A 13,664-nucleotide genomic window follows, 5' to 3' on the forward strand; every position below is an offset into this window, starting at 1 on the left:
ACGGCAATAAAGTCGTACCTAAGGATTAACCAATCATCACCTGGAGGTGAGCCATGAAATATAACGCAATCACACGTTTTCACATGCTTCTCGATCAAAACCTAGCGGTGCCCGAAGAAATGTTCCTACTCATTGGTAGAGAACAAGGCCAAGAGGCTGAGTTTGTGGCCCGTCTGTGGTGTCTTCAGATTGAGAAGTCTCGACCTCAGGAATAAACCGATATGGCAAGTAAGTTTAAATTCAAGACCACTCCCAAAGGTGTGGCGAACTACCCGTGGCTGACCCGTCCAGACACCAAGTATGACGAGGAAGGCGAATACAAGGTCAATCTGGTCTGCCCTCTGAACGAAGAGTCCCAGGCTTTCATCGACTTTGTGGAAGAAGAGTACAAGCGTCACGTTGAAATCACCAAGGCCCAACTCGGCGGTAAGAAGCCGAAGGAAGAAGACCTGGGTTATGACGTCAACCAAGACGATGGCACCGTGACCTTCAAGATCAAAATGAAGCGTTTCGGCGGTAAAGGCGAGAAGCGTTTCGAGAAGAACATTGCCTTCTTTGACGCTACCGGTACGCCCATCAAGGGTGAGCTGACCATCAAACCTGGCGCTGAGCTGAAGATTAGCTGCCGCCTGTTCACATGGTACGTGGCACCGAAGGTTGGCCTCCGCATGGAGCCTGCCGCTGTTCAGGTCATCAGCCTGGGTAATGGCACTGGAGTCAATGGCTCCCGTTATGGCTTCGAGGAAGAAGAGGGCGGTTACGTGGCTCCTTCCATGGACAACCCTGAAGGCTACACACCGCAAGCCAGTGGTGAACCCGAAGGTCAGGACAACGGCAAACCCGTGGAGTTCTAATGGCGCTATTCGTAGAGACAGGCCTAAAGCCTCTATCTGCGAATGAGTCCTACCTCGGAAAGAAGACCAAGAGCAAGGCCTACAGGATGTATGAGAACCATCTCCTGCGGGTCTTGCCTGACCTTCCCCTCGAACCGAAAGGCAAAATGAAACTGACCGCAGAGGTCTATTACAGCAACAAGCTGTCTGACCTCGACAACGCGCTCAAGCCCTTCATCGACTGCCTGCAGAAGCGTTACCTGTTTAACGACAACCGCATCTACAAGCTGGAAGTAGAGAAATTCATCGTAGAGAAAGGCGCTGAAACAATCCTTTTCCGCTTAGACCCTTACTCCCAAGAAGGAGACAAAGATTATGTACCGCACCCGACCGACGACAGAGAACATCGTTGTCCTGAGTGTGGGCACAGCTTCTGAAGATATGACCGCATGGGACGTTGAGTGCCTTTACCGAGACCTTGGGGTCAACGGCATTGGCGCTCACTACGTCATTCTGCGTGACGGTGACGTCCTCAACAAGAACACCTACAAGGCCATTCGTGCCCGTGATGAGGTGGGTAATGTTGACCCACGGTACAACACCAATTCCATCTTCGTAGTGCTCGTCGGTTCTGACGAACAGTACACCGAAGCCCAACGTGCCGCACTGAACGGACTGATTGGCTACCTCGAAGAACAGTATCCCCTGATCGAACCCCTTTTCCACACCATCGTTTAGCACCTGAGGAGGTGAACTATGTCTTCAACTCAAATAGTCCTGACAGCGGGAAAGACCCAATGTCAACTCATTGTTGAGCACGTAACCGCAACCGGAGGCATCACCTCCTGGGAAGCAATTAACCACTACGGCATCACCCGTCTGGCTGCCCGTATCCATGACCTGAACAACACCGGTCGTGCCATGAAGGCTGAAGACATTGGTGACGGTTACGTTCGCTACGTTCCTGACCACAAGGCCCGTGCTGACTACTACCGCGTGAGCATCAACAACCTGATGTACCTCGGGTCTCCGTCTGAAATTGCCCAAAAGCTACCTCGACTGACAGAGAAATTCGTTCAGAACCTTCGCCTCACCATCACTAAGCCAGCGCAACTGAGTCTGGTCTGATGGAACAAGAGAGCGAGTTTCTAGCTAAGGAGCCATGCCCCAAGTGTGGTTCCAAGGACAACCTCGCTCGGTATACCGATGGTCACGCTTACTGCTTCTCCGCAGGCTGTGAGCACTGGGAACCACCAGAGGGCGAGGAAGTACGGGTCAAGCAGACCGTTGACTTCGAGTTTGTCCAGGGCGACTACCGTCCGCTCCAGGCACGACTCATTAACCAAGATACCTGCCAGAAGTTTGGCTATCGGGTTGCCCGGTTCAACAACAAACCAGTGCAAGTCTGTGACGTCAGGTTGCCAAACCAGAAGCTCGTTGCCCAGAAGGTGAAGTTCCAGAACAAGGACTTCATTACTTTGGGAACCGTTAAGCCTAAGCCCCTGATCGGGATGCACCTGTTCTCCGGTGGCAAGCGTTTGATTATCACTGAAGGTGAAATCGACATGCTCACTTGGAGTCAGGTGCAGGGGAACAAATACCCCGTGGTAAGCCTCCTGAATGGCGCTGACTCAGCTAAGCGATGTATTGCCGACAACTTGGACTACCTCGCCAACTTCGATGAGATTTACCTCTCGTTCGACATGGATGAGCCAGGACAGGAAGCCACTGAGATAGCTGCAAAGCTGCTCATGCACAAGACCGTCAAGATTATCACCCTGCCGCTCAAAGACGCCAACGACATGCTCAAGGCCGGTCGTGTGGAAGAGCTGATGGCTGCGTTCTGGGGTGCCAAGAAGTATAAGCCCGCTGGTCTCCTGACCCTCAAGGACATCAAGGATTTAGTCCGTAAGCCGGTCGAATGGGGTTACCCCTGGTTCTTGGACACACTGACAAAGCTGACGTATGGCCGCAGGTTGGGGGAGGTCTACTTCCTCGGAGCGGGTACAGGCGTGGGTAAGACCGATGTGTTCACTCAGTCCATGGCGTATGACGTCAAGGTTCTGGGCCACAAGGTTGCCGCGTTCTACTTGGAGATGATGCCTGACGAGTTGGGCAAGAGGTTCGCTGGCAAGATCGCCGGTCGTCGCTTCCACATCCCTGACTCAGGGTGGACACAGGAAGAGATGGACGAGGTGCTCGATGACCCAGGTCTGGATGAGCGTCTGACCATCTGGGACTCCTGGGGTTGCACTGACTGGGACGAGATTGAACCAGCCATCATCTACCTGGCCTCCCAAGCTACACCATGTTCTACATCGACCACCTGACGGCTCTGGCCACGGGTGCCGACAAGGACGAGAAGGAAGTACTGGAAGATGTGACTGCGCGTATGGCCACTCTGGCTAAGCGTTACAACATCATCCTGCACGTTATCTCTCACCTCTCGACCCCAGACAAGGGGCCATCTCATGAGGAAGGCGGGCGGGTCACCATCCGTCAGTTCAAAGGCTCCCGTGCCATCGGCTTCTGGGCGCACTTCATGTTCGGTCTTGAGCGCAACCAACAGGCAGACAGCTTGGAGGAACGCCAGACCACAATCCTCCGCATCCTGAAAGACCGGTACACGGGTCAATCCACAGGCGAAACCATACGCCTTGGCTACGACACGGACACTGGGCTGCTCTCTGAGTACAGGATGGGAGCTTTCGTCAACGATGGGCAACAGGAGTACGGCTATTGAGGCTAGTAGCAGACATTGAAACCAATGGTCTGTTGCAGTCGGTCTCTAAGTTCTGGTGTGCGGTGGCAATCGACCGTGATACGCGGAAGGTTTACAAGTTTCGCCCACACCAGATGTCCGAGTTTATTGATCTTATCGAGAGCGCCACATCCGTAGCGTTCCACAATGGCATCAAGTATGACCATCCAGCCTTGCAGAAATTGTCTGGCCGGAAGGTTCGCGGTGACAACATCATCGACACCCTGGTACTCAGCAGGCTCATCTTCCCGAACGTGGGTGACAAGGATACTGTCCTGACCCGCAGATGGCGCAAGTATGAGCAGCTCCAGGGTGACCTCCAGTCGTGGCAGTCCATGGATGGTAACCCCCAGCAGCAGAACAAGCTGAGGGACATTGCATGGCACCTGAACGCGATGGAAGGCAAGCAGATGTTGCCGCCGAAACTCTTTGGTGCCCACAGCCTGAAAGCCTGGGGTTATCGCCTAAACCGTTTGAAGGGAGACTTCTCCGAGCAGACGGACTGGCAGACATACTCCGAGGACATGCTTGATTACTGTGAGCAGGACGTCTGGGTAACCCTAGACCTGCTTGAGCTAATCGACAGCAAGAACTACTCCCAGAGAGCCATCCAGCTTGAGCACCACATTTGCTGGGTCATGGCACAACAGGAGCGGAACGGTTTCTTCTTCGATGTGGAGAAAGCCGAACGGCTGGAAATGGAGCTTCGACTCCAACAGGTCAAGATCGAGAGAGAACTCAAGGACATCTTCGGGTGCTGGTATCAGTTCACAGCCCTCAAGAAACCCAAGAAGACCATCTGCTACAAAGACCCCTACATGCCAGACAGGACGGCTGACGCTCCGTTCTGTGAGGTCAAATTCATTGAGTTTAACCCTGGTTCGCGTCAACACATTGCCAAGCGTTTGAAGGACTTCTACGGCTGGGTGCCCACGGTCTTTACCGAAGGTGGCCAACCTAAGATTGACGACGAAGTTCTGGGCGAATTGTCATACCCCGAAGCCAAGCATCTGGCCCGTTACTTCATGGTTGTGAAACGACTATCACAACTTGCAGACGGTGAGCAGGCTTGGACTAAGTGTGTGACACCTGAAGGCTTTATCCACGGGTCAGTGAATACCGGTGGTGCAGCTACAGGTCGTGCCACGCATTCCAGACCCAACGTAGCCCAGGTTCCCAGCGGTAAGGTGGAGTACGGCCCGCAGTGTCGGGAGCTATTCACCGTTCCTCCTGGCTGGAGACTCTTTGGCTCTGACGCCTCAGGTCTGGAACTCCGGTGCCTGGGACACTTCATGGCCACCTTCGATGGTGGAGCCTACATCAGGGAACTGTTGGAAGGTGACATCCACACGGCCAACCAGATGGCTGCTGGTCTCGGAACCCGTGACTTGGCCAAGACGTTCATCTATGCGTTCCTTTACGGAGCAGGGGATGAGCTGATTGGAGCCATTGTCTGCCCTGAGGGTACGGTCGAAGAGAAGAAGAAAGCCGGTCGTAAGATCAAGAAGAAGTTCCTAGATAACACCCCTGCAATCCGAAACCTCCGAGATGCCGTTAAGACAGCCGCCGAGCGTGGCCACCTGTATGGACTGGACGGTCGCCTCATCTACGTTCGCTCACCTCACGCTGCATTGAACTTCCTGTTACAGGGAGCTGGTGCGCTGGTGTGCAAGAAGTGGGTGGTGGAAATCGACAGGCTCATGCAAGAGCGTGGCTTCAAGCATGGCTGGGACGGTGACTATGCGTTCTGTGCCTGGGTTCACGACGAAGTGCAAGTTGCATTCCGTGGTGACCATGTGGCCAAGGCGCTAGGTGAAGTCGTCAAGGAAGCAATAAAAATAACTGAGGAGTACTTCGAGTTCCGCTGTCCGTTGGACTGCGAGTTCTCTGTTGGTGCTTCATGGAAAGAGACCCACTAATGTCAAAGACCATCCTGCTCATGGATGGCGACATCTTTGCGTTCGAGGCCGCATCTGTAGTCGAGCAAGAAATCGACTGGGGTGACGGTCTCTGGACTCTCCACTCGTTCTTCGAGGACGCCTTCGACCACGCGGTCAGACGAATGGAAGACATCAAGAAGCAGCTTAACGCTGATGAGATTGTCTTCTGCTGGTCATGCCCGACAGGTACGTACTGGCGTCATGATGTCATGCCAACCTACAAGCGACACCGTAAAGGTGGCCGCAAACCTATTGCCCTGAGACCTCTGAAAGAAGCACTGGCTGAGAAGTATCCGTCGTTCATGCGACCGAACCTCGAAGCTGATGACGTCATGGGAATCCTATCCACATGGGATGGCTACGAGCCAGGGGCAAAGAAAATCATCGTGTCCATCGACAAGGACATGAAGACCATTCCTGGGTGGTTGTTCAACCCTCAGAAAGACTACCAGCCATGGTATGTATCGCCTGAAGAGGCTCAGTACTGGTTCATGTACCAAGCCCTCATGGGTGATTCAACTGACGGTTATGACGGATGCCCAGGCATTGGGCCGGTAATCGCAGAGAAGCACCTAAAGGAAGTCACCAAGCTGGTGTCCTACCCCCACGAACTCAAGTCAGGCAAGCGTAAAGGCGAGATTGAAATTCGCTGGGATACTGCTGAAGCCGATGACCTCTGGGATGTCGTGGTCTCAATGTTTCAAAGCAAAGGTCTGTGTGAGGAAGAAGCCCTGCGTCAAGCGCGTGTGGCTCGGATACTCCAGGCATCTGACTACGACTTTCACACCAAGGAGGTGAAGCTATGGACTCCGGTGAAGTAAAACCCTTCGCAGGTGAAATCCTACGTAAAGCCGCTGACACCATTGACGAACGTGGCAAACAACGCGATGGCGCGGGGCAGGAACGCTCAATGTCCAGAACCGTAGCCGCCTTCAACGCCATGACTGACCACAAGCTGACCGAAGAGGATGGCTGGTTGTTCATGCAGTACCTGAAGGATGCCAGGAGTCGTGCCGGTCAGTTCACTGAGGACGACTACCTCGACAAGACCGCTTATTCCGCACTCCAAGCTGAGTGTGCAATCACCAATCACAACTACCGAATTATGAGGGGCCAATGTTCCTAACAATCGCAGTTTATCTCCGCAAGCTATTCATCCGTGCAGCCCAAACGCACATGAACCTGAACTCCAAGCGCATCATTCATAGCTCTGAGCGTGTCCGCGTGGCACGAATCGCCGTTGACCGGTTGGAGCAATACGAAGTGATTAAGCGTGACGAGTACGCCCAGCGTGTCCAAGAGGCCGCTGACCTCCTCAACCAATAAGAAGGTAAAGCCATGTTCCGCTATGCCGCTGTAAACGCCCAAGGTGAATTTCTGGAAGTGAAGGGTCAAGACCTGTTCCTGTTCAGTGAAGACGCTGAGAAAGCCATGGGTAAAACCAAGGGCTATGACGTTCGACCAGTACCGGTAGGAATGCCCCTGGTTGTTGCCAAGCGCAAAGAAGCTCCGGCTGTTGTCGCTCGGAAACGTGCCGTTGTGAAAGACCCCAAGGTGGCTGAAGTTGTCGCTGATGTGACCCCAGAAGCTCCGACTGAATAAAGTCGTACCTAAGGATAGAAGATGGAAGAGTACCTCAAGTTATTACATAAAGAACTCTCTTCCAGTTTCAACACAAGGGTAGAACTCAAGGATGACGATAAGACTGTTGGCCAGAAGATTGGCCGCAGGGAAGTCCTTGAGTTCCTTGAAAGCAAACTGGAGTCATTCAATGTGTTTCAAAACACCTAAGGCCGAAGCTCCAACTCCAGTCCCACCTCCAGCACCAGCTCCCGCTGCATCAGCAGACGTTGCCTACGGTAAAGGTACAAACGCACAGACCCGAAAGAAGCTGCGTACAGACCTTAAAACCCGAAGCGTAGCTGTGCCTGGAGCTACTGGAAAGAGTGGCCTCAACATAACAAAAGCAGGATAACTGAATGTCAGAAACCGTTTCGCTGGAGGGTCGTTACCGCCAGTTGGCATCTCAACGTGAACAGTACCTCCAACGGGCACGGGCATGTGCGTCAGTAACAATCCCAAGTCTGGTTCCCCGCGACGAGACTGAAGGTCAGGACTTTCCGCTCCCGTCCTCCGGTCTCGGCGCTAGGGCCGTTAAGACTCTCAGCTCTAAGCTGACACTGGGCATCTTGCCCCCTGGTCATCCGTTCTTCCGTTTGACCGTGGATGAGAAGACCCTGATTGAATCTGGGTTAGACCAACAGTCCTACGGTGAGGTCGAAGAAACCCTCGCAGCCATCGAGCGTATCGGTGTCCGCAATGTCGAGAACAAAGGTACACGGGACACTCTGTATCAGGGGATGAAGCATCTCTTGGTGTCAGGAAACGTCCTGATCTTTTACGGCAAGAAGAGGGCAAAGCATTACCCGCTGAGCAAGTACGTAGTGTCACGGGACAGTGAAGGCGAAACCGAGGAGATTATCCTTTGTGAAGAAGTCACTCCGTCCAAACTACCGGCTGAAGCTCTGGCGCGTATCCGGCTGGATAACTCTCAGTCTGTTGACCTCAAGAAGAATCTGAAGGTCTACACACGGGTTTACCAAAGTGCCCCAGATTACTGGGAGTCCTACCAAGAGGTTGCCGGTCATGTCATCCAGACATCCCGCAGCCGTTACCCCAAGGGCAAGAACCCCTGGATTGCTGCTCGGTTAATCCGCGTTGAGGGAGAAGACTACGGTCGCTCCTACGTGGAGGAACACATGGGCGACTTCAATACTCTTGAAGTTCTGACCCGTGCTGTTACCCAGGCCTCAGTAGCTGCTGCCCGCATTATATTCCTAGTCAAGCCCAACGCTGCCGCCAAGGTTGTTGCCCTGGAGAAAGCACGTAATGGCGAATATGTCCTCGGTAATGAGGATGACGTCAGTTGCTTGCAGATGGACAAGATGCAGGACTTTGCGATTGCACAGCAGGTACGACAAGAGGTAACCGCAGGTCTGCAGGAAGCCTTCCTCATGACCGGAGCCATTCGCCGTGACGCTGAGCGGGTAACCGCTGAGGAAATCAGGCAAGTGACCCACATGCTGGAAGAGGGTCTTGGTGGTCTGTACACCCAGCTTGCTGGCTCTGTTCAGCTTCCGATCATCCAACTGGAGATGGGATACCTACAGGCAGAAGGCAAGTTGCCTCAACTGCCCAAGGACACCTTCCAACCTCAGATTCTGACCGGAATCGAAGCCCTCGGTCGTGAGCAGGAGCTGGGTAAGCTCAACCTCCTGACACAGACCCTTGCACCGTTTGGCCCTGAAGTGATTCAGGAGTACGTCGATGTCGGTGAGCTGGCCTCACGGGTCATGGCTGCACTCAGCATTGACCGCCGTGGATTGGTACTGACCGAAGAACAACGTGAGCAACGTGCCCAAAAGATGCTCATGCAACAACTCGCTGCGTCTGGAGGAGAGGCCGCGATTAACCAAATGATGGGAGGAGCCAATGGAACCCCAAGTTAATACCCCAACAGAACAACCGAAAGTCGATCTGACCGATGTAACCGTTCAGGACAGCAACGGCAACTTTTTACCTATGGGTGAAGAGCAGAAGCCAAGTGGTCTGCCAGAAGGTTTTGAGTCCGTCGAACAACTGATTGATCGCTACAACGATCTGCTGGAGAAGTCCAAGGGTCAAGAGACCCAGGAACCGAAGGAAGAGCCGAAGGCTGAAGAACCTAAGGTGGACGAGACTCAGCAGCCTGCAGATGAAGACGAAGGTGACGAACCTGATGAGCGCGACGAGCGCATTAAGGCTCTGGAACTTCAGATTCATGACCAGGAGTTGGTGCGTCAAGTTGGTGGCGAAGAAGAGTACGCGAAGCTCCGTGACTGGGCGTCTAAGAACATCGAAGCTGATGAACTGGACTTCTACAACGATGTGCTGGACAGCTCTGACCTCGCAGCCAAGAAACTGGCAGTGAAAGCCATGCAGGCCATCCACCGTGACGCATCTGGTTTTGAAGGTAAGCAGGTCACAGGGTCAAACGCCCAGACCAGCACTGCCTTTAAATCTGAAGGTGAATTGCACGAAGCAATGGCCGACCCACGTTACTACCGGAACGATTCCGTAGGTGAAGCCTACCGAGCTGACATCGCACAACGCGCTGCGTCACTCATTTCCGGCCCAAGCGTGAACGGCTGGTATTAAGTTTTGACCTCAAGTCCTGACATCGGGACAAACCTGATTCCACAACAATAATAATAAAAAGGAACCATAATGGTATTTCCTGTTGACCAAGCTGTATCCAATCCTGGCCAGATTAACCAAGCCGGTGATTCCCGCGCACTCTTCCTGAAGCTGTTCGCTGGTGAAGTTCTGACGATGTTCCGCACTCGTCACATTGCCATGGGCCTGACCCGTGTACGTACCATCAAGAACGGCAAATCTGCCTCGTTCCCGCTGATTGGTAAGAACACTGCCAAGTACCATACCCCTGGTAAGCTGATTGAGACCAACAAGATTGGTCACTCTGAGCGTATCGTTACCATTGACGACATCGCTATCTCTCCGGTGTTCATCCCTGACATCCAAGAAGCGATTGCTCACTACGACTACCGTGGTCAGTACTCCACAGAATGTGCTGAGTCTCTGGCTGGTCTGGTTGACCGTAACATCTTCCGCATGATCGCCAAGGCTGGTTATATCACTTCTCAAGCAGAAGCTATTGCCGCTGGCCTGAAAGTTCTGCCGGATGAAACCTACTCTCCGAACATCATGCTGGCTGCTGCCGGTGACGAGTTCGAGGGTGCTGCTCTGGTTGACGCTCTGTTCCGTGCTCGTACTGCCCTGCGTAAGCAGAACATCTACAAGCCTGGTTCTGTGGTCTTTGGCCCTGACCAGATCGAAGCTCTGACCAACATCGCTCAAGGTCAAGTTGGTTCAATCACTTGGTTGAACAAAGATGTGAATGGCTCTGTGAACCCGAACATGGAAGGCTCTGGCCCCGTTGCTCGTATCGCTGGCTTCACCATCTGGGAATCCAACAACCTGCCTGACCAGAACGAAGCTGCCGGTCTTGTTAACGACCCTGAGCCTCTGTCTGACGTCGAGTTCGGTTCTGGCAACGCTGCCAAGTACCGTGTAACTACTCTAACGTGGTAGGCCTTGCCTTCACTGAAGACGCCGTTGCTACTACTAAGCTGATGGACTTGCAGATTCGTAACGTCGAAGAGCCGCTGCGTCTGGGTGAAACCATCCTGGCCAAGCTGGCTGTCGGTCACGACATGCTGCGTCCTGGCTGCTCTGTAGTCATCGAGAAGTTCCACGCTTAATCAAGCGCCTCAGTAACCTGAGGTAACCCCTAGCCCGTAGCCCATTAATTTGAGCTATGGGCTTTTTTTTCGCAGGAGTACAAATAATGATCGGCCCCATGACTGAACTAGACGCCATTAACCAGATGCTGGCCGCTATCGGTGAAGCTCCGGTAAACAGTGTGGGTACTGGCCTTTCTGAGTCACGCTTGGCCCAGCTCCAGTTGGAACGGACGTCACGCGAGGTTCAGTCTGTCGGTTGGTACTTCAACACTGAGAGTTACAAGCTCAGCCTGAACAACAAGAGTGAGTGTCAGCTACCTCGAAATACCCTGAAGGTAGACACCCAGGACACCAACTTCGTGCAACGTGGCGGTGTGCTTTATAACCGCAGGTCTCAGACCACCAAGTTCACCTCAGCACAGACAGTGACCCTAGTGCTTGGCCTGGAGTGGTTGAACCTCCCAGAAACAGCCAAGCGTTATATCGTCATCAAGGCTGGCCGGAAGTTCCAAGCGGACTTCATTGGCTCACCAACCCTTAACCAGTTCCACGCTCAAGACGAAGCCCAGGCGCTCTATGACCTGAAGCAGGAAGAGCTGGAAGCTGGTAACTACAACCTGTTCAACAACCCTGAAGTTGCTGCTGACCTGCACCGAAGCCCAAGTAAAGAGGCTGGCATGGCACATCTATGGGTTACACCTATGACCAATTAACGGGAGGTTACGACTGATGGGTCAACTGGTCTCACAGGACATCCCAAACCTTGTTGGAGGTGTCTCACAGCAGGCTCCCTCCCTGCGGTTGCCAACACAGTGCTCAGAACAGATTAACTGCTGGAACTCAGTGGTTGAGGGTCTGATGCCCCGTCCAGCAACCAAAAGTGAAAGCGCCTCGCTAATCCAGGCAGATAATGCTACATCATGGACTATCACAGGGACGAGAAGGAACACTACCGGATTGTCTTGAACGATGACGGGACGCAGAAACTCAAGGTATTTGACGGGACGAGTGGCCAGGAGTATCCAGTTGACATCAGTTCCACGCTGGAGACACAACTCACAGCAACCGGTGGCAGCTTCCTTGACGTTCCTTACCTCAACCCAGTTGGGGATAACATCCACAGAGAAGCCTTCCAGCTACTGCCCGTGAAGGACAGCGTTCTGGTTCTGAACCGGACGTTCCCAACCAAGCGGGTCATTGGCGACAGTGATGATGACGCTGAACCAACCACAACGTCCTACCGGAAGTACAAGCTGGTCATCAACACGCTGAACTACAAGAAAATCTTTGGTTCCAGCAAGGTATTGACCAAAGAGCAGGACATCAATAAGAAGTACTTCAGTGGTTATGGTTATACGATCAATGGTAGGGACTATGTGTACCCAGCCACGTACTCACCACAAACCGTTGCAGCACGACTGGCAGTCAAACTGTCAGAGGACTTCGCTGGGTTCGACGCTGGTGTGAAGGACTCCACGGTCTTCATTACGGTTGACCCCAACGTCACCATCAGTGTGCAAGACCGGTCAGCAGCCTCCTCAGACATCAAAGGTTACAGTCAACGTGGTCGTTATGACCTCAAGACCATCACCGTAAGCTCCGAGAAGTTCACGGTAGTCACCGGCATCACCGGACGTCCAGCCCATGAAGCTCTGCTCTGGGTCAGACAGGCAGACTATGCCGTCAACTACAACGTCAAGGTGAACGGTACGGTCTACAACGTGAAGACCCCTGAGTCCACATCTGATGGTGCAAGGGACGGTCTGAGAACCGAGTCTATTGCCGCCAGTCTGGCCGTAGCAGTCTCCAACGCAAGTGGTATCACGGCTATCTCCAACGGTAACGTGGTGCATGTGACCTCAAGCTCTGACTTCACGTTGGAAGCCAACGACTCTCTGGGTGGCACAGCTTGATTGCCTTCAAGCGGGACATCCGTGATGAAGCTGACCTACCAGGGGCCAACGCTCCAGACGGTTATCAGGTACGGGTACGTGGTGACTTGGAGAGTGACTCAGGTGGCTACTGGCTGACATACGATGGGTCAGGTGGAACTCAAGGTATCTGGGTTGAATCAACAGGCCTGGGTACAGAGAACCGGTATGACCTGACGACCATGCCTCTGAGCCTGAACCGTAAGCAGGACATCAGTCGAGTGACCGAGAGTAACCCGCTGGGTATCTTCTTCGAGTTGACCACGACCGACTGGCAGGAACGCAAGGTTGGTGACGAGGAATCTGCACCATTCCCTTACTTCATGTCAGAACAGAGCCTCACGACAGCAGAGGTGACCAACCCACGGTCAATCACGGCTATGGCGATTTACCAGAACCGTCTGATTATGGCCAGTGGTGACACGCTCTGTATCTCTGAGACCGGCAACTTCTTCAACCTGTTCCCGACCACAGTGGCAACACAGGTGGACAGTGACGCCATGGAGTCCACCCTCGACACAAACGATGTGGTGAACATCAAGCACATTACCCCTGGTTCCGGTTCCCTGGTCTTGTGGACAGACCGGAAGCAATACGTTCTGCAGCAGGATGAGGTCTTCACCGCTGGTCGCCTCCAGTCTCGGATGGTTACTGCGGAGGAAGCTGACTTATCCATTGAGCCACTGGCTGTGGGTAATCGGGTCTACTTCGTTGCCAAACGTGGGAAGCACAACGCAGTCAAAGAGTTCTTTCCTGTGGGTGATGGCTTCCAGTTCGACACAGCCGATGTGACCGCTCATGTCCCTGAGTACATCAAGGGGCAGGTCATCAAGATGGTGGGCAATACGTCCATCAACGCTCTGTTTGTCCTGACGTCCGACCCGAGGTAGGGCCAT

The 13,664-nt window shown here is 53.5% G+C and carries 20 protein-coding genes; all 20 read left to right on the plus strand.

Annotation, left to right across the window (positions count from 1 at the left end):
• Window positions 1-221 precede the first annotated feature (221 nt).
• The 20 genes from AU14_RS16870 (at window position 222) to AU14_RS16945 (ending at window position 13,658) form a co-directional block, all read left to right on the plus strand.
• Entirely contained in the window at window positions 222-854 is a 633-nt protein-coding gene (locus tag AU14_RS16870) for a hypothetical protein (protein WP_041342804.1), read from the plus strand.
• Window positions 854-1,270 (plus strand): RusA family crossover junction endodeoxyribonuclease, encoded by a 417-nt coding sequence (locus AU14_RS16875; protein ID WP_052472101.1) that lies wholly within the window; start codon window positions 854-856, stop codon window positions 1,268-1,270. Before AU14_RS16870 ends, AU14_RS16875 begins: the two co-directional genes overlap by 1 nt.
• Window positions 1,271-1,274: 4 nt before the next feature.
• Window positions 1,275-1,571 (plus strand): N-acetylmuramoyl-L-alanine amidase, encoded by a 297-nt coding sequence (locus AU14_RS16880; protein WP_041342807.1) that lies wholly within the window; start codon window positions 1,275-1,277, stop codon window positions 1,569-1,571.
• Window positions 1,572-1,589: 18 nt separating this feature from the next.
• On the plus strand, window positions 1,590-1,961 hold the full coding sequence (locus AU14_RS16885; RefSeq protein ID WP_041342810.1) for a helix-turn-helix domain-containing protein: 372 nt from the start codon (window positions 1,590-1,592) through the stop codon (window positions 1,959-1,961).
• A complete protein-coding gene (locus tag AU14_RS16890; RefSeq protein ID WP_201773491.1) occupies window positions 1,961-3,163 on the plus strand; it encodes a toprim domain-containing protein in 1,203 nt (400 codons plus the stop codon). The genes AU14_RS16885 and AU14_RS16890 overlap by 1 nt, the downstream gene beginning before the upstream one ends.
• Window positions 3,142-3,576: a P-loop NTPase family protein gene (locus AU14_RS19945; protein ID WP_201773492.1), complete on the plus strand. Its 435-nt coding sequence runs from the start codon at window positions 3,142-3,144 to the stop codon at window positions 3,574-3,576. The genes AU14_RS16890 and AU14_RS19945 overlap by 22 nt, the downstream gene beginning before the upstream one ends.
• On the plus strand, window positions 3,573-5,513 hold the full coding sequence (locus AU14_RS16895) for a DNA polymerase (RefSeq protein ID WP_041342813.1): 1,941 nt from the start codon (window positions 3,573-3,575) through the stop codon (window positions 5,511-5,513). Before AU14_RS19945 ends, AU14_RS16895 begins: the two co-directional genes overlap by 4 nt.
• Entirely contained in the window at window positions 5,513-6,355 is an 843-nt protein-coding gene (locus AU14_RS16900) for a hypothetical protein (RefSeq protein WP_041342816.1), read from the plus strand. Before AU14_RS16895 ends, AU14_RS16900 begins: the two co-directional genes overlap by 1 nt.
• Window positions 6,337-6,660: a DUF6378 domain-containing protein gene (locus AU14_RS16905; protein WP_052472102.1), complete on the plus strand. Its 324-nt coding sequence runs from the start codon at window positions 6,337-6,339 to the stop codon at window positions 6,658-6,660. Before AU14_RS16900 ends, AU14_RS16905 begins: the two co-directional genes overlap by 19 nt.
• Window positions 6,651-6,860 (plus strand): hypothetical protein, encoded by a 210-nt coding sequence (locus tag AU14_RS16910; RefSeq protein WP_041342819.1) that lies wholly within the window; start codon window positions 6,651-6,653, stop codon window positions 6,858-6,860. The genes AU14_RS16905 and AU14_RS16910 overlap by 10 nt, the downstream gene beginning before the upstream one ends.
• 12 nt (window positions 6,861-6,872) lie before the next feature.
• Complete coding sequence (locus tag AU14_RS16915; protein ID WP_041342822.1) at window positions 6,873-7,136, plus strand: hypothetical protein; 264 nt, start codon at window positions 6,873-6,875, stop codon at window positions 7,134-7,136.
• A gap of 21 nt (window positions 7,137-7,157) precedes the next feature.
• Window positions 7,158-7,325, plus strand: a complete 168-nt coding sequence (locus AU14_RS19540) for a hypothetical protein (protein ID WP_158498334.1) — start codon at window positions 7,158-7,160, stop codon at window positions 7,323-7,325.
• Window positions 7,326-7,513: 188 nt separating this feature from the next.
• The gene (locus AU14_RS16920) at window positions 7,514-9,043 is read left to right on the plus strand and encodes a portal protein (protein ID WP_052472103.1); all 1,530 of its coding nucleotides are present in this window, start codon (window positions 7,514-7,516) and stop codon (window positions 9,041-9,043) included.
• Window positions 9,027-9,731 carry a hypothetical protein gene (locus AU14_RS16925; protein WP_041342827.1) on the plus strand — a complete coding sequence of 235 codons (705 nt, stop codon included), beginning with the start codon at window positions 9,027-9,029 and terminating at the stop codon, window positions 9,729-9,731. The genes AU14_RS16920 and AU14_RS16925 overlap by 17 nt, the downstream gene beginning before the upstream one ends.
• Window positions 9,732-9,800: 69 nt before the next feature.
• Window positions 9,801-10,685, plus strand: a complete 885-nt coding sequence (locus AU14_RS16930) for a major capsid protein (protein ID WP_052472104.1) — start codon at window positions 9,801-9,803, stop codon at window positions 10,683-10,685.
• The gene (locus AU14_RS19545; protein ID WP_158498335.1) at window positions 10,679-10,855 is read left to right on the plus strand and encodes a hypothetical protein; all 177 of its coding nucleotides are present in this window, start codon (window positions 10,679-10,681) and stop codon (window positions 10,853-10,855) included. The genes AU14_RS16930 and AU14_RS19545 overlap by 7 nt, the downstream gene beginning before the upstream one ends.
• Before the next feature lie 98 nt (window positions 10,856-10,953).
• Complete coding sequence (locus AU14_RS16935; protein WP_158498336.1) at window positions 10,954-11,550, plus strand: phage tail protein; 597 nt, start codon at window positions 10,954-10,956, stop codon at window positions 11,548-11,550.
• Window positions 11,551-11,566: 16 nt separating this feature from the next.
• Window positions 11,567-11,803, plus strand: a complete 237-nt coding sequence (locus tag AU14_RS24070; protein WP_456237727.1) for a phage nozzle protein — start codon at window positions 11,567-11,569, stop codon at window positions 11,801-11,803.
• On the plus strand, window positions 11,758-12,750 hold the full coding sequence (locus tag AU14_RS16940; protein WP_041342830.1) for a phage nozzle protein: 993 nt from the start codon (window positions 11,758-11,760) through the stop codon (window positions 12,748-12,750). The genes AU14_RS24070 and AU14_RS16940 overlap by 46 nt, the downstream gene beginning before the upstream one ends.
• A complete protein-coding gene (locus AU14_RS16945; protein ID WP_041342833.1) occupies window positions 12,747-13,658 on the plus strand; it encodes a phage nozzle protein in 912 nt (303 codons plus the stop codon). The genes AU14_RS16940 and AU14_RS16945 overlap by 4 nt, the downstream gene beginning before the upstream one ends.
• The last annotated feature ends 6 nt before the right edge of the window (window positions 13,659-13,664 follow it).

Source organism: Marinobacter similis (assembly GCF_000830985.1).
Lineage (GTDB): Bacteria > Pseudomonadota > Gammaproteobacteria > Pseudomonadales > Oleiphilaceae > Marinobacter > Marinobacter similis.

What these genes read in the sequence shown, in the direction of transcription:
- AU14_RS16870 (WP_041342804.1), top strand. Translation starts at nt 222, where the DNA reads ATGGCAAGTAAGTTTAAATTCAAGACCACTCCCAAAGGTGTGGCGAAC.
- AU14_RS16875 (WP_052472101.1), top strand. Translation starts at nt 854, where the DNA reads ATGGCGCTATTCGTAGAGACAGGCCTAAAGCCTCTATCTGCGAATGAG.
- AU14_RS16880 (WP_041342807.1), top strand. Translation starts at nt 1,275, where the DNA reads ATGACCGCATGGGACGTTGAGTGCCTTTACCGAGACCTTGGGGTCAAC.
- AU14_RS16885 (WP_041342810.1), top strand. Translation starts at nt 1,590, where the DNA reads ATGTCTTCAACTCAAATAGTCCTGACAGCGGGAAAGACCCAATGTCAA.
- AU14_RS16890 (WP_201773491.1), top strand. Translation starts at nt 1,961, where the DNA reads ATGGAACAAGAGAGCGAGTTTCTAGCTAAGGAGCCATGCCCCAAGTGT.
- AU14_RS19945 (WP_201773492.1), top strand. Translation starts at nt 3,142, where the DNA reads ATGTTCTACATCGACCACCTGACGGCTCTGGCCACGGGTGCCGACAAG.
- AU14_RS16900 (WP_041342816.1), top strand. Translation starts at nt 5,513, where the DNA reads ATGTCAAAGACCATCCTGCTCATGGATGGCGACATCTTTGCGTTCGAG.
- AU14_RS16905 (WP_052472102.1), top strand. Translation starts at nt 6,337, where the DNA reads ATGGACTCCGGTGAAGTAAAACCCTTCGCAGGTGAAATCCTACGTAAA.
- AU14_RS16910 (WP_041342819.1), top strand. Translation starts at nt 6,651, where the DNA reads ATGTTCCTAACAATCGCAGTTTATCTCCGCAAGCTATTCATCCGTGCA.
- AU14_RS16915 (WP_041342822.1), top strand. Translation starts at nt 6,873, where the DNA reads ATGTTCCGCTATGCCGCTGTAAACGCCCAAGGTGAATTTCTGGAAGTG.
- AU14_RS19540 (WP_158498334.1), top strand. Translation starts at nt 7,158, where the DNA reads ATGGAAGAGTACCTCAAGTTATTACATAAAGAACTCTCTTCCAGTTTC.
- AU14_RS16920 (WP_052472103.1), top strand. Translation starts at nt 7,514, where the DNA reads ATGTCAGAAACCGTTTCGCTGGAGGGTCGTTACCGCCAGTTGGCATCT.
- AU14_RS16925 (WP_041342827.1), top strand. Translation starts at nt 9,027, where the DNA reads ATGGAACCCCAAGTTAATACCCCAACAGAACAACCGAAAGTCGATCTG.
- AU14_RS16930 (WP_052472104.1), top strand. Translation starts at nt 9,801, where the DNA reads ATGGTATTTCCTGTTGACCAAGCTGTATCCAATCCTGGCCAGATTAAC.
- AU14_RS16935 (WP_158498336.1), top strand. Translation starts at nt 10,954, where the DNA reads ATGACTGAACTAGACGCCATTAACCAGATGCTGGCCGCTATCGGTGAA.
- AU14_RS24070 (WP_456237727.1), top strand. Translation starts at nt 11,567, where the DNA reads ATGGGTCAACTGGTCTCACAGGACATCCCAAACCTTGTTGGAGGTGTC.
- AU14_RS16940 (WP_041342830.1), top strand. Translation starts at nt 11,758, where the DNA reads ATGGACTATCACAGGGACGAGAAGGAACACTACCGGATTGTCTTGAAC.